Below are 20,443 nucleotides of genomic sequence, written 5' to 3'. Positions count from 1 at the left end.
CCCGCCCGGTCGGCCCAGTCACCCTGCGCGACGAGGTACCCGCGCAGCGAAACATGAGTAACCTCATAGCCATGAGGCATCGCCACGGCGAGACCGTCCCCCAGCCCAATGTCTGGACCGGCCGTGCCACCAGCCGGGTCCAGTGGTTCCTGGCGCTCATCGGAGCCGCCTGCATGGCGCTCGGCATCGCCCTGGCCGTCGAATCTGCCTGGGAGTCCGGCGTCGCCCCGCTCGCCATGGCCGTCGTCGGCTGCATCGCGGCCGGACTGCTGGTCCTGTTCGGCACACTCGCCTTCGTACACGTCGCCCTGAGAGTCGACGAGGACTGCCTCGAAGTGCGCTGCGGCCACATCGGCCTGCCCCGCCGCCGCATCCCCCTCTCCCTCGTCGCGGGCGCCGAGTTCGCGCCGCACGTCACCCCGCGCCACTGGGGCGGCTGGGGCTACCGGTGGCGGCCGGAGATGGGCACGGCCGTCGTCGTACGGCGCGGGGAGGGCCTGATCCTGCGGCTGCTGGACGGGCACACCTTCACGATCACCGTGGACGACGCGGAGGCGGCCGTCCAGGTCATCAAGGACCGTCTGCGCCCGAAGGCACCTGGCCCGGCACACTGAGGCCGGGCGGGCCCGGCGCGCCGAGCCAGCGGCACGGGAGGCCGAGCCACAGTGCCTCAGCGGGGCAGTCGGCCCTTCCGCGGCCTTATGTCCACGCCCCGCGCCGGCGACTCGGCTGCGAAGGGGCGGGCCGTGGCCAGTCCCGCGAGGAGCCCCGCGCCCAGCGGGACCGCGGTGAAGCTCAGCGCGTTGCCGACCACCGCGATGGCCGCGAGCCCGGTGAGTGCCGCGCCCGCGGTGAGCACGACCGGAGTGGGCCGCGGGGAGCGCCACAGCGCGTACAGCACCCAGCAGAAGGCCGCGGCCAGCAGTGCCACCCCCACCAGCCCCTGTTCGGCCGCCTGCTGCCACACCGCGGAGTGCGGGCGGCCGTCCGGCACCGGCGACACCGCGGCCGTCGGGCTCGACGCCCCGAACCGTCCCGGTCCGACGCCGAGGGCCGGGTCCCCGCGCAGCAACTCCCGCGCGTCGGCCCACAGCCGGACGCGATGGGAGGTCAGCTGTCCCTCGAGGGCCGCGGCGAGCCCGTCCGGCACGAAGCCGCCGGGCACCGCCCAGCCCAGGCCGCTCACCAGACCCGCGCCGAGACCGAGCCCGGCGATCCCCGCCCCGCGGCGGCGCACTCGGCCGGCGGTGAGTGAGCACAGCAGCACCACGGCACAGGCGACACATCCGGCGACCGAGCCCAGTACGGCCGCGATCACGGCGATCCCGGCGGCCAGCAGCCGTAACGCGACCCGCACGGCCTGCACCCCGGCCGCCCAGGCCCCGCAGCACGCGGCGCCCGCCGACAGCGCGAGCAGGGCGGCGGTCGCACCGGCGTGCCCGAGCGGTGCGGTGAGCCGCGGCCCCGGCTCGAGGTGCGGCACGGCGACCGCCAGGACGACCCCGGCCAGCGCGACGGCACAGGGAGCCCCAACGGGCAGCACCGCCCCGCCGATCCGCCCCGCCGCGTAACCGGCGGTCACGGCCAGCACCGCGAGCAGCACACCCTCCGGGCGCCCGTCGCGCGCGGCCGCGGTGATCAGCGACCAGGAGGCGCAGGCGGCGAGGATCACCAGCCCCGCCATGTCGACCCCGCCGTGTCTCGGGCCGTCCGCGACCGCACCGGCCGCAGACGCCGTCCCCCTCGAACCCACCGTGTCCCCCGCCCACGTCGCCCCCGACCTGACGGGCCCCGCCGACCGGCGGAATCGGACCGGCGACCGGGGCTCGGCCACACCGTAACGGCTGGTCGGCGGATTGTGGACCGGTCGGCGCCCGGTTGTGGCGAAACGATGCGGCACAGGCCGCCCACAGCCCGTCGACGCCCCCGGACCGTCCTGTCCACGGCCAGGTCACCCGCCGTACACTCCGGGGGGTGACAGCCACCGCAACCACCGTCGGCGAGCCGGACCGGACGCAACCGCAGACCACGCCCGCCTCCCGGGCCGTCTCGCGGCTCGCGCGCCTCCTCCCGGCCGCCGCCGCGGCGCTCTCCGGAGTGCTCCTCTACATCAGCTTCCCGCCGCGCACCCTGTGGTGGCTGGCGCTGCCCGCCTTCGCCGTCTTCGGCTGGGTGCTGCGCGGCCGAAGCTGGAAGGCGGGCCTCGGCCTCGGCTACCTCTTCGGCCTCGGCTTCCTGCTGCCCCTGCTGGTGTGGACCGGCGTGGAGGTCGGACCCGGCCCCTGGCTCGCGCTGGTCGCGATCGAAGCGCTCTTCGTGGCGGCCGTCGGTGCGGGCGTCGCCGCCGTGTCGAAGCTGCCGGGGTGGCCGGTGTGGGCGGCGGCGCTGTGGATCGCCGGGGAGGCGGCACGCGCGCGTGTGCCCTTCGAGGGCTTCCCGTGGGGCAAGATCGCGTTCGGACAGGCGGACGGCGTGTTCCTGCCGCTCGCCGCGGTCGGCGGCACGCCGGTTCTCGGCTTCGCGGTCGTCCTGTGCGGCTTCGCCCTCCACGAGGCCGTGCGCCTGGCCGTCCGGGCCCGCCGCGGCGACGAGGTGCGGCGCGGTGCCGCGGCGGTGGCACTCCTCGGCGTGGCCGTACCCGTGGTGGGCGCCGTGGCCGCCCGGCCGCTGGTCAGCGACACGGCGGAGGACGGCACCGCGACCGTCGCCGTGATCCAGGGCAACGTGCCGCGCGCCGGACTCGGCTTCAACGCCCAGCGCCGGGCCGTACTCGACTACCACGCGCGCGAGACTCTGCGGCTGGCCGACGAGGTGAAGGCGGGCAAGGTGGCCCGCCCCGACTTCGTCCTCTGGCCGGAGAACTCCTCGGACATCGACCCCTTCGCCAACGCCGACGCCCGCCTCGTCATCGACCGGGCGGCCAAGGCGATCGGTGCGCCCATCTCGGTCGGCGGCGTCGTGGACCGCGACGGCAAGCTGCTCAACGAGCAGATCCTGTGGGACCCGGACAAGGGGCCCGTCGACACCTATGACAAGCGGCAGATCCAGCCCTTCGGAGAGTACCTGCCGCTGCGCTCGCTCATCGGGGCGATCAACGACGACTGGACCTCCATGGTCAGCCGGGACTTCAGCAGGGGCACCGAACCCGGCGTGTTCACCATGGCCGGGACCAAGGTGGGCCTGGTGACCTGCTACGAGGCGGCCTTCGACTGGGCCGTGCGCTCCGAGGTCACCGACGGCGCCCAGATCATCTCCGTGCCCAGCAACAACGCGACCTTCGACCGCAGCGAGATGACCTACCAGCAGCTCGCCATGTCCCGGATCCGCGCGGTCGAGCACAGCCGGACCGTGACCGTCCCGGTGACCAGCGGCGTCAGCGCGATCATCATGCCGGACGGCCGGATCACCCAGAAGACCGGAATGTTCGTGGCCGACTCCCTGGTGCAGGAGGTGCCCCTGCGCTCCTCGGAGACGCCCGCCACCCGGCTCGGCATCGCACCCGAGATCGCCCTGGTGCTGGTCGCCGCCGGTGGGCTCGGCTGGGCCGTCGGCGCCGGTGTGCGCGGTCGACGCGCCCGCGACGTGTAGCCGTACGCCCGGTGCACGCCCCGTGACGACGGCGGGAGCGGTCCGGCCGCCCCGTTAGGGTCGGACGCATGACTACTCCCGATTTCATCCGCGACCTGCGCGCCACGGCCGGACACCAGCTCCTGTGGCTCCCCGGAGTCACCGCCGTCGTCTTCGACGACGAGGGCAGAGTGCTGCTCGGCCGCCGGTCCGACAACGGGCGCTGGTCGTTGATCGGAGGCATTCCGGAGCCGGGGGAGCAGCCCGCCGCCTGCGCGGTGCGCGAGGTCGAGGAGGAGACCGCCGTCCAGTGCGTCGTCGAGCGGCTGGTCCTCGTGCAGGCGCTGAAGCCGGTCACCTACGACAACGGTGACGTCTGCCAGTTCATGGACATCACCTTCCGCTGCCGGGCCGTGGGCGGCGAGGCCCGGGTCAACGACGACGAGTCGCTCGAGGTGGGCTGGTTCGCGGTGGACGCGCTGCCGGACATCAAGGAGTTCGGGCAGACCAGGGTCAAGCAGGCCCTGTCCGACGCCCCCACATGGTTCGAACCCACTGGTTCCTTCTGAAGTATGGGGCGTGCCCACATGGGGGACGGGGTGGACGCTGCCTAGGGTCGGGGCATGACCTCGCCCAGCGTCCTCCCGGCCGCCCACGCCTCCTCGCTCGACCTGCACGGCCGCACCGCCCTCGTCACCGGCGCCGCCGGCGGCATCGGCCGTGCCTGCGCACTGCGGCTGGCCGCGGCCGGGGCCGAGGTCAGAGCGGTCGACCGGGACGCCGCCGGTCTCGAGGCGCTCACCGGAAGCTGCGGGGACCTCGCGGGCAGCGTCGAGCCGCAGGTCCTCGACCTGACCGACCTGGACGCCGCCGAGCGCGCCGCGGCCGGCACCGACGTCCTCGTCAACAACGCCGGGCTGCAACTGGTGCGACCTCTGGAGGAGTTCCCGCCGGACGTCTTCCACACCGTGCTCACCGTGATGCTGGAGGCCCCCTTCCGGCTGATCCGCGGCGCCCTGCCCCACATGTACGGGCAGGGCTGGGGCCGCATCGTCAACATCTCCTCCGTCCACGGCCTGCGGGCCTCCGCCTACAAGGCCGCCTACGTGTCCGCCAAGCACGGACTGGAGGGCCTGTCCAAGACCGCCGCCCTCGAAGGCGCCGCCCACGGCGTCACCTCCAACTGCGTGAACCCCGCCTACGTCCGCACCCCGCTGGTGGAGCGGCAGATCGCCGACCAGGCCCGGGCCCACGGGGTCCCCGAGGAGCAGGTGCTCTCCGACGTCCTGCTGCGCGACAGCGCCCTGCGGCGGCTGATCGAACCCGACGAGGTCGCCGAAGCGGTGGCGTACCTGTGCGGCCCGTACACGGCCGGCCTCACCGGCACCTCACTCGTCCTGGACGGCGGCTGGACCGCGCACTGAGCCGGGGTTTTCCACAGGGCTGCCGGGACGAGCGGGTGATGGGGAATCCTGTGAGCATGTCCCGTGATCACGCGCAGTCCGCCGAGACGCCGTTCCTCGAGCTGCTGGCCCGCGGCGCGTCCGCCGACGCCTACGAGCAGCCGGTGCTGCTCGCCCGCGCCGAGGGCGGACCGGCCGTGCGGACCGACGCGCTCGAACGGGCCAAGCACCTCGCGCTGCGGGTGCGCTCGGAGCTGGAGGGCCGGCGCAGGCGCGAGGCCGAGCTTTCCGCGCTGTTCGAGACCGCCCACGACCTCGCCGGCCTGCGGGACCTGGACGCGGTACTGCGCGCGATCGTGCAGCGCGCCCGCTCCCTGCTCGGCACCGACGTCACCTACCTCAGCCTCAACGACCTCGACCGCGGCGACACCTACATGCGGGTCACCGAGGGCTCGGTCGCCGCCCGCTTCCAGCAGCTTCGGCTCGGCATGGGGGAGGGCCTCGGCGGCCTCGTCGCCCAGACCGCCCGGCCCTACGTCACCGACGACTACTTCAAGGACGCCCGCTTCCAGCACACCGGCACCATCGACGCGGGCGTGCGCGACGAGGGCCTGGTCGCCATCCTCGGCGTACCCCTCATGCTCGGCCACCACGTCATCGGCGTGCTCTTCGCCGCGGACCGGCGCGCCAGGGTCTTCGAACGCGAGCAGATCGCCCTGCTCGGATCCTTCGCCGCCCTCGCGGCCGCCGCCATCGACACCGCCAACCTGCTCGCCGAGACCCGCGCGGCCCTCGCGGGCCTGGAGCGGGCCAACGAGATCATCCGGGACCGCAGCGGCGTCATCGAGCGCGCCTCCGACGTCCACGACCGGCTCGCCGAGCTCGTCCTGCGCGGCGGCGGGGTGCACGACGTGGCGGCCGCCGTCTCGCAGGTGCTGGACGGCACCGTCGAGTTCACCGAGGCCACCGCGGCACCGGAGTACGCGCTGGAGGCGTCCCGCGCCGACGGCCACGTGGTGCGGCACAAGGACGACTGGATCGCCGCCGTCGCCGCCGGTGACGAGCTGTTCGGCGCCCTCGTCCTGCGCGGCCACCCCGGGCTCGACCCCGTCGACCAGCTCACCCTCGAACGCGCGGCGATGGTCACCTCCCTGCTGCTGCTCGCCCGCCGCTCCGCCGCCGAGGCCGAACAGCGGGTCCGCGGCGAGCTCCTGGACGACCTGCTCGACGCCCGCGACCGCGATCCGCGCCTGCTGGACGACCGGGCCCGGCGGCTGCACGCCGACCTGTCCGCCGCACACGTCGTCCTCGCCGCCCGCCTCGACGCCACCGAGGCCGACGCCGACCAGGAGGCGGACGCGCGCCGGCGCCTGTGGGCCGCGGCCTCCCACCTCGCCGCGACCCGGCACGGCCTGGCCGCCGCCCGGGACGGCGGCACCGTACTGCTGCTGCCGCTGACGGACGGCGACAGTGCCACCGGTCTGGCCCGCCGCACCGCCCGGCACCTGGGCCGCGCGGTCCACGAGGCCGTCACCGTCGGCGCCTCCGCGCCCGTACGGGATCTTGCCGCCCGTCCCGAGGCCGTGGCCGCCGCCTACACCGAGGCCGGACGCTGCCTGGACGCCCTGCGCCTGCTGGGCCGGGGCGGGGACGGCGCGGCGGCCGAGGACTTCGGCTTCCTGGGCCTGCTGCTGGCCGGGGACCGGAACGTGCCCGGGTTCGTCGAGCGCACCATCGGCCAGGTCGTCGCCTACGACGAGCGGCGCGGCACGGAACTCGTCCGCACCCTCGACGCGTACTTCGCCTGCGGGATGAGCCCGGCCCGCACCAAGGAGGCCCTGCACGTCCATGTGAACACCGTCGCCCAGCGCCTCGAGCGCGTCGGCCGGCTCCTGGGCGACGACTGGCAGAGCCCGGACCGCGCGCTGGAGATACAACTGGCCCTCAGACTCCACCGGTTGTCGGCCCCGGCACGGCACTGACCCCCGCACGCACGGGCGCACGGGGGCCGGTGACGGGGGCGGCTCAGACGGTGCGCGCCTGCTGCGCACGGGAGTCGGACACCGGCCCGTCCTCGTCCGCGTCGCCGGCGATGGAGTCCACTTCCGCGAGGTCCCGGTGCCGGGTCTCCCGGGCCACCCCCACCGCGAACAGCGTCAGCACGGCCGCCGCGATGACATAGAGGGAGATCGGCGTCGAGCTGTCGTACTCGGCCAGCAGCGCGGTGGCGATCAGCGGCGCCGGAGCCCCCGCCGCCACGGAGGCGAACTGGGCGCCGATCGAAGCACCCGAATAGCGCATCCGGGTCGCGAACATCTCGGAGAAGAAGGCCGCCTGGGGCGCGTACATGGCGCCGTGCAGCACCAGCCCCACGGTCACCGCGAGCAGCAGACCGCCGAAGCGACCGGAGTCGATCAGCATGAAGAAGGGGAACATCCACAGCCCGACACCGGCCGCACCCAGCAGGTACACGGGGCGCCGGCCGATCCGGTCCGACAGCGCGCCCCAGGCCGGGATGACCGCGAAGTGCACGGCCGAGGCGATCAGCACCGCGTTGAGCGCGGTCTGCTTGGAGACGTCGGCCGCGGACGTGGCGTAGACGAGGATGAAGGCCGTGATGACGTAGTAGCTGATGTTCTCCGCCATCCGCGCGCCCATGGCGATCAGCACGTCGCGCCAGTGGTGCCGCATCACGGAGACCAGCGGAAGCGGCTCGGCCTTCGCCTTCCGCGACTCCGCCTGCGCCAAGGCCTGCTTGAAGACCGGTGATTCGTCGACAGACAGACGAATCCACAGACCGACCATGACCAGGACCCCGGAAAGCAGGAACGGGATCCGCCAGCCCCAGCTGTTGAACGAGGCGTCCGACAGCACGGCCGTGAGCAGCGACAGCACACCGGTCGCGAGCAGTTGCCCGGCCGGCGCCCCGGTCTGCGGCCACGACGCCCAGAACCCGCGCCGCCGCGCGTCCCCGTGCTCCGACACCAGCAGCACGGCCCCGCCCCACTCACCGCCGAGGGCGAAACCCTGGACGAGCCGCAGCACGGTCAGCAGCACGGGAGCGGCCGTGCCGACGGTCGCGTGGGTGGGGAGCAACCCGATCGCGAACGTCGCCCCGCCCATCATCAACAGGCTCAGCACCAGCAACTTCTTACGCCCGAGCCGGTCACCGTAGTGCCCGAACACCAGGGCCCCGACCGGCCGCGCGGCGAACCCGACGGCATAGGTCAGGAACGACAGCAGCGTCCCGACCAACGGGTCGGAGTCCGGGAAGAACAACTCGTTGAACACGAGCGCGGCGGCGGAACCGTAGAGGAAGAAGTCATACCACTCGATGGTGGTGCCGATGAGGGACGCGGCGACGATGCGCTTGAGGTTGTTCGGGGCTGGTGGAGCGGTTGCGGGCGACGACATCGGCACCACTTCCTGGGGATCTGCGGGGACGGTTGCGTGTCGCAATACCGTAGGAATCCGCAGGTCAGGCGCACATGTGGCGGGGCAACATAGTTCGAGGGCGGGCTATGCGCGCGACCACCATGCCGGCTCATGGAAGGCGGTTCGGGTGATCGATGGTGGTCGAAACGAGTGCCGTCCGGGACGCGTAGTTCAGCACGATTTGACGGTGCCGTGCTGACTCCCGTGCTGGTTTGGTGCTGACTAAAATCCCACGTCATCACCCGTTTTCACCTGTCCCGTGCTGACTTGGTGCTGACTACGCTCCGTTGGACTCGGGCATCTGGGATTGATCGCCTCAGAGTCGTTGCATGGCAGGCGACCGGACTGAGAGACCGAGTCCGGCTTTGCCCCTCAGCTGCCGTAGGCGTGGGCAAGGCGCGCGCTGTGTCTGGGCGCGGTACATCCTGGTCCCAGGAGGTTCTTCGTCTGCTGGTAGTACACGCCCCCAATCGCTTCTGACCTGCAGCTGTGGGCGAAATCGGATGGTGTGAAGTCGAGTTGGTTCGCGTCTGGCCCGGATCTTGGCGTGCTGTCCGGCGTGCTGACGAGGGTCACCGGGGTACCACATGGCACAGGTTGTAGAGACCGTCTATGGGCGTCCACGCCAGTCCATGGTGTGTGCGTTGTAGCAGGTCAGCGCTTTGCGGTCCGGTGGCGTCGGCGTAGTTGGTGACAGCCGCGTGACAGCGCCGGTGATAGACCGAGGCCCCGCCGGGGGACATCCTTGGCGGGCCTCTGCCTGGACCCATGAGACGAAGCCCCACCGGAGCGCTCCGGTGGGGCATCACCGTGAAGTTGACTGTGCGTGCACGCGTGACACGTTCGGCTCGTCATGCGGGTTGTCTTCCAGCGCTGTTCTCGGGGACGCTGGATTTGCGATCGTAGCCATGACGGACGATGTGGCCCGCCAGGCAACTGGGCGGGCTCTGTCGACTGGAGGGTTGATGCGCTGTGCCCTGCTCGGGCAGGCCAAGCGGTATGCCGGATGCCCGTGGGTGAGTCACGTAGTGGCCGCCGTCGATGCTGAATCCGCTTCGCTTCGCGTGGTGTCGTTCCGTGAGGCTGGGTGGGGCCCAGACGGGTTTTGCGTCAGGGGCCATAGGGGCTCCAGTGTCTGAGGGAGGGCTTCAGGTTGTCGGCTCGTGGTTCGGGGATGTCGGGCATCCGGGGTGGCGTGTTCAGTGGGTCGAGGCGCTCGGCGGTGGCTACTGCCCAGGTGATCCATGCCTCGGCTTCGGTTCTGGTCTGGCCTGGGGGCAGGGTCTCGACTCGTGTGCGTGCGGCGCTCACGTATTCGGCCAGTCGGGTCGCGTGGCGCCATGCCGCTTCCTGCGCTTCGAAAAGCCTGACACGCGCGGGCGGGTCGGGGCAGGCATGTCTCCGAGCAGCGGCTGACGGCAGGCGCAATCCGAGCGCGGCGCGGGCAGGTAAGCGAACAACAACCATCGTACGGCGCCGGAACTCTCTGGCCTACCTCAAATCAGCACGGCCGACCGGTGCGGTCTCACACAGTGGACCCATGACAACGGTCCGCACCGTGCGCACCTACGGGCAACTCGCCCTGCTTCCCCTCGGGTTCGCGAGCATCATGTACGGCGACCTGCTCTTCCGGGACGGCCAGCGGGGGCTGGGTAAGTTCCTCTTCATCAGCGGATGGGTGGTGGTACTTTCCGGGATGCCAGCCCTGAACCGCTACCTGAAGGCGAACCATCTCAGTGAGGGCATCCTCAAAATCTTCGTGATCCTGTTTATCGTCGGGAGCTTCGCGGTCCCCGGCCCGATCGTCAGTCTGGTCAAGGTCTTCGACGGCACGGCGCAGCCGGTCAACTACCGGCAGGCCGCGCTCTCGCTGGCACTGATCTACATCGCGCTGACGATCCTGTCTCGGATCGCCGAGCCAAAGGACCACGTCCTGGAGCGGCTCGCGAGCCGCATCCAGCGAGCGGCTGTCTTCCGGGCGCTGGCGAACGTGACCGGCATCTTCGCCGTGGTGGCCTTCCTGGGGGCACGGTTCGTCGCCACGCACCCGGTGCCTCTGATTTCCACCGGCCTGACGCTCGTGGTGGCCGCCGCGGTGGTCACCCACAAGACATTCGCCCGGGCGCGGAAGCTGTGCACGCAGATCCACGCCGACACACAGTCCCTGCTGAGAGACCTCGACGAGCTCGACCAGGCACGCAGCCGCAGCACGACGAGCACGGCGAAGCCCTGGATCCGGCGGCTGCGCGGCGGGTGGCAGGCGGGCGGCGGCCACACCGACGAGCAGAAAGCGGCGCTGCGGGCTTGGGACGCCGTCAAGCTCGGCTGTTGCTCGGCGAGATGTGGTGGCACGACGAGGATGCCCTGGGCGGCGTCGCCGATGTCCTCGGCTTCCGCCCGGAGCGGCTGTGGGTGGGCAGCGCGAACGCCACGCACCGGTCCAGGAGCAGCCTGGAGTTCGGGATGTGGCTCGACGACCTGCAGGCCCTGGAAGCCGCGCAGACATTCCTGGTCCAGCTGGTGGCGCACTCCGAAGCGCTCGACCCGGACACCGATCTGTTTCAGCCGGAGCTGCTGCCTGTGGACTTCGACGACGAGGCGTTCGCCGAGTACGTGGCGGAGTACGGGTGGGGCGGCCCCGACGCCTGAACACGACATGACGGTGGGCGGGTCCAACCGGTCCCGCCCACCAGTGCGATGAAGCTCAGCGAAGCTGTGGAGGCGTCCGGGGCGGGGGAACAGCCGGAAGGATCTCCCATAGTGGTCGCCCGCCCCGGGCCCGCTGCTCCAGCACCCGCCGGTCGACCACGTGCAGGCGCTGCTGCCGGGCGAAGTCGCGGGCAGGCCCGGAGATCCTTCCGTTGGTCACCATCACGACGACGTCGCCGCCGTGTACCGGCCGGCCGGTGCCGTTGAGCGTCTGCAGCTCCGGCGTCCCGACAGCCGCCCCGTCCAGCCCCTTCCTGCGGTGCTTGCACTGGATCACCCACAGCCGACCGAGCGGATCATGCCCCTTCACGTCGGCGCCGAGGTCGCCCCGGCCGCCGCAGCGCAGCGCGTCGAGGGAACCGTCCCGGGCCAGCAGGTCACGTACGGCGTCCTCGAAGGCGCTGTGGTGCATCGCGTCCAGCTGACCGAGTGAGTAGGTCAGGCCCCCCACCCTCAGCTGAGCGGACCGCATCTGGTCAACCTGCCGGTAGGCCCAGCCCGCGAGGGCGAGAAGCGCCATCAGGCCGAGCACGACCAGCACCCACCAGTGCGCCCACACCCACTGTCCGACCTTGACCAGCACCAACCCGACGACCACGAGCCCGCCCAGCGCGACGAGCAGATCGTCGTCGCACTTGCGCCGCCGCCGACGCGGGCTCACCGGAGGACCCCCGCCGCTACGGTACGCAGCGCCGTGCGGGCATCCCGGCCGGTGTGATCGGCGTCTTCGTATTCCCTGTTCCCGGGCACGTTTCCCCCTCGTCCACAGCTCCCCGCCGCCTTCATGACAGCACCCGGCACTGACAGTCGGCCCGCCGTCGGGATCACCCGTCCGAAAAACGCTGTCTACTACCCAACGGGTATGCACAGTCGAGGAGTTGGTCGCCCTGGAATGTCAGTGCCAGTCGCTACCGTCGAATGTTGCGCCGAGGAACACCCGGCCCCGCCTGGGGGCGATGCCCCCTTTCACCGCCGAGGACCGCCCGTGACCTATGTACGCCCCCACTACCGCCGTGACGGCACCTACGTCAAAGGCCACAACCGCCGCACCCGGCCGCGCACCGCACAGCCCCGTACGGCACCCCGACGTACCGCCCAGCGGCCCCGCCCGGTCCCCGCCGGGCCGACGGCCTACGTCCGCCCTTACTACCGGACCGACGGCACCCGCGTGCGCGGGCACCGCCGGTCCATCAGCCCGCGCACCATCGCCGTCGTAGCGGGCACCGGGGGCGGAGGTCTGATGCTGCTTCTGTTACTGCTGGCTCTGGCCAGCGGACCGGGAACCGGCAGCAAGGCACCGGCCGGTACCACGCCGTCGCATTCGGCATCGGTCCCGGCCACTCACCACCGGTAGGGCTCACCCCGAGCAGCGAGGAGACACAGCACAAGGGCCCCGGATGGCGAACCGTTCGGGGCCCCTGTGCTGTCTGCAGGTCAGCCCAGGCCAGCGCTGCTCGATAGAATTCCTGGCATGGAGCCGTTGAGTGTCCAGCGTGTCAGGGTTCTGGTCGACTATTACGGGCTGTGCCTTCAGGACGCTGATGACGCGTGGCTTCCTGCGATGTTTCCGGAAGGCTTCGCTGCCGGGGACTTCGGTACGGAACGGCCTGGACGGATCGATTTGACGTCGGCGGGTCACACGCAGCACGTCGCGGTCACCGCGGAGGTCTGGGAACACGAGCCGCAACTTCTTGAGGGCCCGTGGGACAAAACGGCGACGGCTCGGATTGAGTGCCGGTCCGGAACGTTGCGGCTGTGGTCGATGGGCGGCCCCGGTCTGGAGGACATCGCACTGCCGTCCGCTCCGGCGACGTGGAACGCTCGGATCTTCTGTACTGGACGTCAAGAAGCCGCTGCGGCGACCAGGGATGGTGTGCCGGACGGGGTGGAGCAGTACGTGGTGCAGTTCTGGCCGGTGGAGGGAGCGGGGTGAGCCGTTTGGGGCTCACCCCGGGCGGTGGTTGTGGTCAGCCGGTGATCTGTACGAGGTAGCCGTCGTCGGGGCCGTCGAGGAGCCGGTACTTCGAGACGAACTGGCCCAGGAGGTTGCCGGCGTTCCCGTTCTGGGTGCCGTCGAGGGCTTGCACGCTGAAGTTGTTGGGGAGCTGGTAGGGGTCGTACTCAGATCCTGCGGCCCCCTGGTAGGTGGAGGCGAAGGGGAATTCGTCGCACTCCTTCCCGCCGGTGGCGTAGTCGGGACCGAAGTACTTGCGGCAGTTGCTGATGGCGACGGCGCGGTTGCGGTCGCGGCGGGCGGTGTCCGTGTAGAGGCGGGTGAGGGGTTCGTCCGCTGTCTGCCCCGGGATCTTCTTGGTGGAGCTGGGCGGCTGGGTCTGGCCGGGGGACTTGAACGCCTTCTCGATGTGGAGGGCGACGGCGCGCTCGGGGGCTCCTTCGGCCTTGCTGTAGTACAGCGTGCCGAGGTAGCTGAAGGTGGCGGCGCCCCCCTTGGCGGAGTTGGCGAGGTAGCTGGCCTTGTCCCAGCGGGGGGCGAGCATGAACAGGTTGCCGCCGGTGGAACTGCGCAGAGTCCAGGGGGCGGGTGCCTTGATCTTCACGGAGGGCTGGTAGACCGCGAAGATGCTCTCGGTGGAGCCGTTGCTGCCGACGCCGTTGGCGGCGGTGAAGGCGGTCTGGACGCTGCTGGCGGCGGCGAACTGCGCCCACGTCTTCGTGACGGGCAGGGCCGTTCCGCTGGGGGTGTACTTCACAGGTGAGGGCCAGCTCTGGGCGATCTTCCCATCGAGGGTGATCTGCAAGCCGGTCACGCCGGTATTTCGAACTGGATCTGCCGGGTGTTCTCCGCGATGGTCCCCACCGTCATCACGTTGAACATGCTCTCGCCGACGGGCCTGCCGTTCTGGAGCCACGTCTGCAGAAACGACGCGCCGGAGCAGACGGCGAACCGCGACTTGAGGAAGAACTTGTTCGACGAGCCGAGCGCGGTCCGGCACTCGGCTGCGGTCATCGTTCGCGCAGGGGCCGGGTAGGTCACCGCTGCGGCAGCCCGCTGGCCGGCCGCCAGGCGGGATGCTGGTTGCGCGGTCGCCGAGGCCACGGATGCCTTCTTCGCGAACCGGGCGGCGGGGCCCACGGTCTCCAGCGCGACCTGGGCACCGTCATCCTCGACGGCGCGCGTACGGACTGTCCTCAAGGCGGCGACGCCCTGTTTGGTGATCGTGCCCAGCGTGTACTGCCCGATCGGCAGCACATGAGTCTCGATCGTCCGGACAGGGACGCTGTCCGCTCTCGCTGGTCCTGCGGGCAGTGCGAGTGAGGCGGCCAGCAGTGGGAGCAGAAGCAGCGACCTGCCCCGCATACGTCTCACCATGCCGATCTTCATGAAGTCCCCTCTTGCCGCATGCTGCGGTGCTTGCGTGGTCTTCGTACACGTAATCAGTGGACGTATGTTCGGGTGAGTTGATGGCTGATTCCGTGTGAGGATCTGACCGGTTCAGTGGGCTGGTGGGACGCCCTCGGGTAGATGGCGCAGGGTCAGTGAGTCCCTTCCGGGGTGGCTACTGGTCGGAGTGGCGTCCTGGACCTCGGGCTCGTAGCCCCGCTCTTCTTCACCGACCTCGATCCGCTCGCCGGCACCATCGCCCGGCCGTTCGGCGGCATCGTGTTCGGCCACTTCGGCGACCGGGTGGGCCGCAAGTCCATGCTGGTGCTGACCATGACGCTGATGGGCGTGGCCAGCTTCGTCATCGGCGTGCTGCCCACCTACGAACAGATCGGCAGCTGGGCCCCGGTCCTGCTGATCGCCGCACGGCTGCTCCAGGGCATCGCCGTCGGCGGGGAATGGGGTGGTGCCGCACTGATGGCGCTGGAGCACGCCCGGACCGAACGGCGCGGACTGGCCGCCAGCTTCGCCAACATGGGCGGACCCGCCGGCGCCGTCCTGGCCACCGCCGTGTTCGCCGCCTTCTCGGCCCTGCCGGAAGACGACTTCCTCTCCCGGGGCTGGCGCGTACCGTTCCTGCTCAGCGTCGTCCTGCTCGGCATCGGCCTGTTCGTCCGCGTGAAGGTCACCGAAAGCCCGCTGTTCGAGGAGGCACGACAGGCCGCCGCCACCCGGAAGGACACCGGCGGAACCACGGAAGCCCCGCTGCTCACCGTCCTGCGCCGCTACCCCCGCAACATCGCTCTCGCGGCCCTCGGTGGCTGTGGCGCGCTGGTCCTCCAGTCGCTGCTGGCGACCTTCCTGCTGCGTCGGCTCTGCACATCGCCACCATCCCGGCCTTCGCCGCGCTGTCCGACCGGGTCGGCCGCAAGCCGGTCATGATCTGCGGCGCCCTGGCCTCGGCGCTCGCGGCCTTCCCGCTCTTCTGGCTCGTCAACAGCGGCTCTGCCACACTGCTCACCCTCGCCTACGTCCTGGGCAACCCGATACTCCAGGCATCGATGTACGGCCCGATGGCGGCCTTCATCAGCGAGATGTTCGGCACCCGGGCTCGCTACACCGGCGCCTCGCTCGGCTACCAGCTCGCCACGACGCTCGGTGCGGGACTCGCGCCGCTGGTCGCGACCAGCCTGCTGACGGCCGCCGGCGGAGGCCGCAACACGGGTACCGTCTCACTCTTCATCGCAGTGGTGTGTCTGGTCAGCGCGGTGGCGATCGCTCTCACGCGTGAAACCCACCGGGCGGAGATCGGTACATCAGGAGACCTTCCGGAAACTGCCCCGACGCCGGCCGGCACCGTCCCGTCCGGTCCGGCGTCCTGACACTGCCGTCGGCCGGTGCGGCCTTCGGCGTCCATGCCGCCCGGGTGACGACAACGACCCCGGCCAGAGGTGGGACCGGGGTCGTGTCAGGACTCCTGCCGCCACCGGTGCGGTAGGTCGCGGCAGGAGTGCTCAGGGGAGGGTCAGACCAGGACGCGTACGCCGGCCGGCAGGCCGAACTGGTCACGGGACCAGCCTTCGTAGATGCTGTCGGCGACGTTGCACAGGTGGTTCATCGCCGCGTGGACGTCGCGCCAGTGGCGCTGGAGGGGCTGGTCAAGGCGGAGGGAGCCGCCGCCGGCGCTGCGGAAGAGTGTGTCGACGGCGTCGGTGGCGCGGCGGGAGGCGCGGACCTGGTTGCGGCGGGCCTCGGCCCGGGTCTCGAGACTGATGGCCCGGCCCGCGAGGACGTCCTCGTACATCCGGTCCATGGTGGCCAGCAGGTGGGTGCGGCTGGCGTCCAGGTCGGCGGCGGCTTCGCCCAGGCCGGTGAGCTGGTGCGGGTCCTCGGCGGCACGGCTGCCGACGATGGTGATGCGCTGGCGGGTGTAAGTCAGGAAGGCGGCGAGTGCTCCCTCGGCGATGCCGAGGGTGGCGGCGCTGATGGCGCTGGAGAACATGACGCCGAACGGCATCGCGTATAGCGGGTTCCCGGGCCGGTTGCGCTCGGCGAGGATGCCTTCGCCGACCTCATGGGCGTCCAGGGTGCGGTGGTCCGGGACGAAGGCGTTTTCGACGACGATGTCCTTGCTGCCGGTGCCGGCGAGGCCGACGACTTGCCAGCTGTCCTGCAGGATGTCGTAGTCCGCGCGGGGCAGGACGAAGTGCCACATGTCCGGAGGCATGCTGATGTTGCCTGCGTCGTCGGTGACGATGCCGCCCAGGACGGCCCAGTTGCAGTGGTCGCTGCCGGAGCCGAAGGGCCAGCGTCCGGAGAAAAGGAAGCCGCCGTCCACCTTCCGGGCCCGGCCGTTGGGCGCGTACGGCGAGGAGATCCAGGTGTCCGCCTTCTCGCCGTAGTCTCCCCAGAGCTCCCGCTGCAGCCTCGGGTCGGAGAAGGCCAGCTCCCAGGGGTGGATGCCGACCACGCCGCCCACCCAGCCGGCGGCCGGATTGCGGGCGGCCAGTGCCATCACCGTCCGGTAGAACTCACCGGGCGTTGCCTCGTAGCCGCCGAACTCGCGCGGCTGCAGCAGCCGTACGACACCGGCGGAGCGCATCAGCGCGGCGGTCTCGTCCGTCAGCCGGCCGGCGTCGTCGTCCTGGACGGCCTGCTGCTCGAACTGCGCGGCGAGTTCCTCGACGCGTTCGTTCACCTCGTGCATGGAGTGAAGTCCTTGTTCCTGGGGTTGTCGGTGGTGATCAGTGGTGGGCGATGAACTCGGCAACCAGCCGGTTGAATTCGGCGGCGTGCTCCAGTTGGGCCCAGTGACCGCAGCGGTTGAAGAGCACCAGGCGGGAGTCGCGGATCGTGGAGACCAGGCGCAGGGAGTTCTCGAAGTGCACCACCCGGTCGTCGCGGCCGTGGACGATCAGGCTGGGCGCGGTGATCCGGGAGATCTCCGCGTCGGTGGCCGAGCTGCCGACCTGCCTGGTCCGCTGAAGGTGCTCCAGGAAGTTCTTCAGGTGGTCGGGCCGTGACCGCGCGGCAGCGGCCCGGGCGCGGGCGAGTGCTTCGCGGTCCGGGCCGGGGCGGAAGGTCATGACGTCGACCAGCTCAGCCATGGTGGCCTCGGACGGGTCGGCGTAACCGCGGATGAGGATCTTGAGTCCCTCACTGGGACCGTCACCGGGGCCGAACAGGCCAGGGCCGCCCCTGCCGGCCGGAGCGCCCATGGTGACGACGTGCGAGACACGGTCTGGGTGGAGGGCGGCCAGGCGCAGCGCGGTCATGCCGCCCATGGAGTTGCCGACGAGGGCGGCCTTCTCGATGCCGAGAGCGTCCAGGAGCTGAACCGCCGCGGCGGCGTGGTCGCGTTCCCCGCCGGAAACGGTGTCCGACTTGCCCCAGCCGGGCATGTCGACGGCGATCACCCGGTACTGCTCGGCGAGGGTCGGGATATTGGGGGAGAAGTTGCTCCAGCCGGTGGCGCCGGGGCCGCTGCCGTGAAAGAAGACAACGGGATGACCCTCGCCCGCTTCGTTGTAGTGCAGGGTCCAGTCCTCGGTGGTGACGGTCCGGCTGGTGCTCTCTTCGGTGAGGGCGGCGGTGGCTGTCACAGCCAGGCTCCTTCCAGGGGTGTGGGGGCGAGGGCGGCGGCCACGGTGGTGGCGGTTCCGTACCGGCCGCGATGGAAGACGAGGGGACGCTGGGCGTGCTCGTCGTCGTGCAGGGAGAGGGCGGTGACGCGCCCGACGGCGAGCCGGTGGTCGCCGACCGGATGGTCGTCCACGAGCTCGCAGTCGGCCCAGGCGATCGCGTCGGTCAGTACGGGGGAGCCGGTCGGTCCGGGCACCCAGTCGACGGCGCCGAAGCGGTCGACGCCGCGGGTGGCGAAGACCCGGCAGACGTCCTGGTGGTCCTCGCCGAGGATGTTGGCGCAGAAGGCGCCCGCGGTGCGGATTCGCGCACAGGTCGAGGAGTTGCGGTCGGGGAAGAAGCCCACCAGCGGCGGACTCAGCGAGATGGACGTGAAGGTGCCGACGGCCATGCCGACCGGACCGTCTCCCGTCATGGCCGTGACGACCGCGACTCCGGTGGGGTAGTGCCCGAGCACACTGCGGAAGGCTGCCGGGTCGTGGTGATCGACGAGTGTCACCGCGGGTCCTTTCCAGGTGGTTCCTGTGTCGCGCGCGGCACGGGGCTCACGCCTGCTCGATCCGGGTGATGAGGGCGGGCGGCAGTGCCTTGGACGCCTCGGGCTGGTGGTGCCCCCAGATGCTGAACCGGTCGAAGGTCCGCGACTCCCAGGTGAGGTCGCCCACCGCGATACCGCCCCAGCCGTACTCGATCTGGAAGGCGGCCGGCGTGTGGAGGTAGAAGGAGGTCATCAGATCGTTCACGTGGCGGCCCAGGGTCAGCGCGAGCGGTACCTCGTGGCGCTCGCACAGGTCCAGCGCGGTGCCGACGTCGTCGATGGAGTCGACCTCCAGCATCAGGTGCTGCAAGCCGGTCACCCCGGGCACTTCGCCGATGGCGAGCGTGTGGTGGCGCCCGTTGACGTGGTAGAAGCGGATCTGCAGCTTGCCGTCGATGACGATCCGGTCGGACAGCTTGAAGCCGAGCACACCGTTGAAGAAGGCGTCGGCCCGGGCCAGGTCCGGCACGAGCAGCACGATGTGCCCCATGCCCTGCTCACCGGTCTTGAAGCCGCTGAGGGGCCGGCCGGGCCGGAAGGTGGCGGGACGGTGGTCGCGGCCCCAGGACAGCTCGTGCCGCAGACCGAACGGGTCGGTGAACCACAGCAGGTTCTCCACCGCACGCTCGGCGGCCAGCTCCGGTGTGCCGTCCGTGACCTCCACGTCGTGATCGGTCAGCCGCTTCGCCGTCGCCCGGGCCGTCCGCTCGTCGGCAACGTTCCATCCGATGTACGCGACGTCGTCCTTCTCGCCCGGGTGCAGGGCGAGACGCCAGGCGGCGTCGTCCATGCGCAGCAGGACGGTGCCGTCGTCACGTCGAGGGGCGAGTTCGAGGCCCAGGATGTCGGGTCCGAAGGTGGCCCACTGCTCGTAGGAGGGGGTGGTGATGCCCAGGTAGGCGAGGGACTGGATCACGGTGACCTGCCGATCAAGGAGCTTGATGACGAACGCTTAATCTAGATTGCTCGTTCTAGAGTGCTCGAAACGGTAGCTCCGCACGCGTGTGGTAGCAAGGGGTCATGGCGAAGAAGGCCGGCGTGCAGCACCGGCAGAGCGAAGAGACCCGGCGTCGCATCCTGGAGGCGACCCTCGAACTGGCGGCGGAGCGCGGCTACGAAGGCACCACGATCGCGCTGGTCACCAAGCGGTCCGGGCTGCCGTCGGGTTCCGTCTACTGGCACTTCGACAACAAGGACAGCCTCTTCGCGGCGCTCATCGAGCAGAGCTTCGAGGAATGGGCGCGGCAGACCGGTTGGGACGGCGATTCGGGCCCCTCCTCGCATCGGCGGCTCATCGACTTCATGCGTGACCGTCTGACCGCCGACGACTTCAGTCATGGGTTCTGGCGGCTGGGGCTGCTGCTGTCACTGGAGCGGCGTATGGCCGACTCGGTGGCGCGACAGCGTTTCCTGGAGATTCGCCGCCGCATGCTGGACGTGCTGGTTCGTTGGTGGACCGACGTCCTCCCCGGCGAGGTGACCGCCCGGGACGAGGGCCTGGCCCGCCGTCTCGCACAGTTCGCGCTGGCCGCCTCCGACGGAGTCTTCATCGCCGCGGCGGCAGGCGACGACTGGGACTTCCAGGGGCTGTCGGACATGCTGGCGGACGCTCTGAACCACCAGGTCGCGCGGGCCGTCCGCGAAACACGGGAGGTCGCCGGAGCGCAGACGACGCCGTGACGACCGCTGCTGTCGTGACGGCGGGCCGGCGCTGGGTGCGGTGCGGGAGGAATCCGTCGAGGCATGCTCGGAGACCTCGCCCCACGGGGCAAGGTGTGCGGAATATCCGCTTTCCATATGATGGCC

At 70.8% G+C, this 20,443-nt stretch carries 20 protein-coding genes; 11 read left to right on the top strand and 9 right to left on the bottom strand.

Annotation, left to right across the window (positions count from 1 at the left end):
• Positions 1–71: 71 nt before the first annotated feature.
• Positions 72–614, top strand: a complete 543-nt coding sequence (locus ACFV9J_RS06340; RefSeq protein ID WP_385350630.1) for a hypothetical protein — start codon at positions 72–74, stop codon at positions 612–614.
• Positions 615–670: 56 nt separating this feature from the next.
• On the opposite strand, the gene ACFV9J_RS06335 is transcribed toward ACFV9J_RS06340, so the two are convergent.
• On the bottom strand, positions 671–1,684 hold the full coding sequence (locus tag ACFV9J_RS06335; RefSeq protein ID WP_385350627.1) for an O-antigen ligase family protein: 1,014 nt from the start codon (positions 1,682–1,684) through the stop codon (positions 671–673).
• A gap of 290 nt (positions 1,685–1,974) precedes the next feature.
• Between ACFV9J_RS06335 and lnt the strand changes: the two genes are divergently transcribed.
• The 4 genes from lnt (at position 1,975) to ACFV9J_RS06315 (ending at position 6,952) form a co-directional block, all read left to right on the top strand.
• Positions 1,975–3,588 (top strand): apolipoprotein N-acyltransferase, encoded by a 1,614-nt coding sequence (lnt, locus tag ACFV9J_RS06330; protein WP_385350624.1) that lies wholly within the window; start codon positions 1,975–1,977, stop codon positions 3,586–3,588.
• Between the two features lie 68 nt (positions 3,589–3,656).
• The gene (locus ACFV9J_RS06325; RefSeq protein WP_385350621.1) at positions 3,657–4,136 is read left to right on the top strand and encodes an NUDIX domain-containing protein; all 480 of its coding nucleotides are present in this window, start codon (positions 3,657–3,659) and stop codon (positions 4,134–4,136) included.
• Positions 4,137–4,190: 54 nt separating this feature from the next.
• Positions 4,191–4,991 (top strand): 3-hydroxybutyrate dehydrogenase, encoded by an 801-nt coding sequence (locus ACFV9J_RS06320; RefSeq protein WP_385350619.1) that lies wholly within the window; start codon positions 4,191–4,193, stop codon positions 4,989–4,991.
• A 56-nt stretch (positions 4,992–5,047) separates the two neighbouring features.
• Positions 5,048–6,952, top strand: a complete 1,905-nt coding sequence (locus ACFV9J_RS06315) for a helix-turn-helix domain-containing protein (RefSeq protein ID WP_385350616.1) — start codon at positions 5,048–5,050, stop codon at positions 6,950–6,952.
• A gap of 43 nt (positions 6,953–6,995) precedes the next feature.
• Here ACFV9J_RS06315 and ACFV9J_RS06310 read toward each other — a convergent pair whose 3' ends face one another.
• The gene (locus ACFV9J_RS06310; protein WP_385350614.1) at positions 6,996–8,384 is read right to left on the bottom strand and encodes an MFS transporter; all 1,389 of its coding nucleotides are present in this window, start codon (positions 8,382–8,384) and stop codon (positions 6,996–6,998) included.
• A gap of 1,561 nt (positions 8,385–9,945) precedes the next feature.
• Here ACFV9J_RS06310 and ACFV9J_RS06305 point away from each other — a divergent pair.
• The gene (locus tag ACFV9J_RS06305) at positions 9,946–11,106 is read left to right on the top strand and encodes a hypothetical protein (protein ID WP_385350611.1); all 1,161 of its coding nucleotides are present in this window, start codon (positions 9,946–9,948) and stop codon (positions 11,104–11,106) included.
• 3 nt (positions 11,107–11,109) lie between these two features.
• Here ACFV9J_RS06305 and ACFV9J_RS06300 read toward each other — a convergent pair whose 3' ends face one another.
• Entirely contained in the window at positions 11,110–11,775 is a 666-nt protein-coding gene (locus ACFV9J_RS06300) for a restriction endonuclease (protein ID WP_385350608.1), read from the bottom strand.
• A 324-nt stretch (positions 11,776–12,099) separates the two neighbouring features.
• On the opposite strand from ACFV9J_RS06300, the gene ACFV9J_RS06295 reads away from it, so the two are divergent.
• On the top strand, positions 12,100–12,468 hold the full coding sequence (locus ACFV9J_RS06295) for a hypothetical protein (RefSeq protein WP_385350606.1): 369 nt from the start codon (positions 12,100–12,102) through the stop codon (positions 12,466–12,468).
• Positions 12,469–12,585: 117 nt separating this feature from the next.
• A complete protein-coding gene (locus tag ACFV9J_RS06290) occupies positions 12,586–13,047 on the top strand; it encodes a hypothetical protein (RefSeq protein ID WP_375911882.1) in 462 nt (153 codons plus the stop codon).
• Between the two features lie 34 nt (positions 13,048–13,081).
• Here the strand turns inward: ACFV9J_RS06290 and ACFV9J_RS06285 are convergent, their stop codons facing one another.
• Together ACFV9J_RS06285 and ACFV9J_RS06280 are read right to left on the bottom strand one after the other, a co-directional pair.
• Positions 13,082–13,882: a hypothetical protein gene (locus ACFV9J_RS06285; protein ID WP_385350603.1), complete on the bottom strand. Its 801-nt coding sequence runs from the start codon at positions 13,880–13,882 to the stop codon at positions 13,082–13,084.
• On the bottom strand, positions 13,879–14,457 hold the full coding sequence (locus tag ACFV9J_RS06280; protein ID WP_385350601.1) for a hypothetical protein: 579 nt from the start codon (positions 14,455–14,457) through the stop codon (positions 13,879–13,881). Before ACFV9J_RS06280 ends, ACFV9J_RS06285 begins: the two co-directional genes overlap by 4 nt.
• A gap of 171 nt (positions 14,458–14,628) precedes the next feature.
• Here ACFV9J_RS06280 and ACFV9J_RS06275 point away from each other — a divergent pair, with 171 nt between their 5' ends.
• The gene (locus tag ACFV9J_RS06275) at positions 14,629–15,399 is read left to right on the top strand and encodes an MFS transporter (protein WP_385350598.1); all 771 of its coding nucleotides are present in this window, start codon (positions 14,629–14,631) and stop codon (positions 15,397–15,399) included.
• Positions 15,333–15,839 (top strand): MFS transporter, encoded by a 507-nt coding sequence (locus ACFV9J_RS06270; protein WP_385351319.1) that lies wholly within the window; start codon positions 15,333–15,335, stop codon positions 15,837–15,839. Before ACFV9J_RS06275 ends, ACFV9J_RS06270 begins: the two co-directional genes overlap by 67 nt.
• 143 nt (positions 15,840–15,982) lie before the next feature.
• Here the strand turns inward: ACFV9J_RS06270 and ACFV9J_RS06265 are convergent, their stop codons facing one another.
• The 4 genes from ACFV9J_RS06265 to ACFV9J_RS06250 are packed head-to-tail and all read right to left on the bottom strand — an operon-like array spanning position 15,983 to position 19,553.
• Entirely contained in the window at positions 15,983–17,164 is a 1,182-nt protein-coding gene (locus ACFV9J_RS06265; RefSeq protein WP_385350596.1) for an acyl-CoA dehydrogenase family protein, read from the bottom strand.
• A 37-nt stretch (positions 17,165–17,201) separates the two neighbouring features.
• Entirely contained in the window at positions 17,202–18,059 is an 858-nt protein-coding gene (locus ACFV9J_RS06260) for an alpha/beta fold hydrolase (RefSeq protein WP_385350592.1), read from the bottom strand.
• Positions 18,056–18,598, bottom strand: coding sequence for a flavin reductase family protein (locus tag ACFV9J_RS06255; RefSeq protein ID WP_385350589.1), 543 nt, complete (start codon positions 18,596–18,598; stop codon positions 18,056–18,058). Before ACFV9J_RS06255 ends, ACFV9J_RS06260 begins: the two co-directional genes overlap by 4 nt.
• Positions 18,599–18,644: 46 nt before the next feature.
• Entirely contained in the window at positions 18,645–19,553 is a 909-nt protein-coding gene (locus tag ACFV9J_RS06250) for a VOC family protein (RefSeq protein ID WP_385350587.1), read from the bottom strand.
• A gap of 104 nt (positions 19,554–19,657) precedes the next feature.
• On the opposite strand from ACFV9J_RS06250, the gene ACFV9J_RS06245 reads away from it, so the two are divergent.
• The gene (locus ACFV9J_RS06245) at positions 19,658–20,317 is read left to right on the top strand and encodes a TetR/AcrR family transcriptional regulator (RefSeq protein WP_385350585.1); all 660 of its coding nucleotides are present in this window, start codon (positions 19,658–19,660) and stop codon (positions 20,315–20,317) included.
• Positions 20,318–20,443 lie beyond the last annotated feature (126 nt).

The organism is Streptomyces sp. NPDC059906 (assembly GCF_042730645.1).
Taxonomy (GTDB): Bacteria; Actinomycetota; Actinomycetes; order Streptomycetales; family Streptomycetaceae; genus Streptomyces; species Streptomyces rubrogriseus.
This window is presented reverse-complemented; position numbering and strand designations above follow the sequence as displayed.

What these genes read in the sequence shown, in the direction of transcription:
- ACFV9J_RS06340 (WP_385350630.1), top strand. Translation starts at nt 72, where the DNA reads ATGAGGCATCGCCACGGCGAGACCGTCCCCCAGCCCAATGTCTGGACC.
- ACFV9J_RS06335 (WP_385350627.1), bottom strand. Translation starts at nt 1,684, where the DNA reads ATGGCGGGGCTGGTGATCCTCGCCGCCTGCGCCTCCTGGTCGCTGATC.
- ACFV9J_RS06325 (WP_385350621.1), top strand. Translation starts at nt 3,657, where the DNA reads ATGACTACTCCCGATTTCATCCGCGACCTGCGCGCCACGGCCGGACAC.
- ACFV9J_RS06320 (WP_385350619.1), top strand. Translation starts at nt 4,191, where the DNA reads ATGACCTCGCCCAGCGTCCTCCCGGCCGCCCACGCCTCCTCGCTCGAC.
- ACFV9J_RS06315 (WP_385350616.1), top strand. Translation starts at nt 5,048, where the DNA reads ATGTCCCGTGATCACGCGCAGTCCGCCGAGACGCCGTTCCTCGAGCTG.
- ACFV9J_RS06310 (WP_385350614.1), bottom strand. Translation starts at nt 8,384, where the DNA reads ATGTCGTCGCCCGCAACCGCTCCACCAGCCCCGAACAACCTCAAGCGC.
- ACFV9J_RS06305 (WP_385350611.1), top strand. Translation starts at nt 9,946, where the DNA reads ATGACAACGGTCCGCACCGTGCGCACCTACGGGCAACTCGCCCTGCTT.
- ACFV9J_RS06290 (WP_375911882.1), top strand. Translation starts at nt 12,586, where the DNA reads ATGGAGCCGTTGAGTGTCCAGCGTGTCAGGGTTCTGGTCGACTATTAC.
- ACFV9J_RS06280 (WP_385350601.1), bottom strand. Translation starts at nt 14,457, where the DNA reads ATGAAGATCGGCATGGTGAGACGTATGCGGGGCAGGTCGCTGCTTCTG.
- ACFV9J_RS06265 (WP_385350596.1), bottom strand. Translation starts at nt 17,164, where the DNA reads ATGCACGAGGTGAACGAACGCGTCGAGGAACTCGCCGCGCAGTTCGAG.
- ACFV9J_RS06245 (WP_385350585.1), top strand. Translation starts at nt 19,658, where the DNA reads ATGGCGAAGAAGGCCGGCGTGCAGCACCGGCAGAGCGAAGAGACCCGG.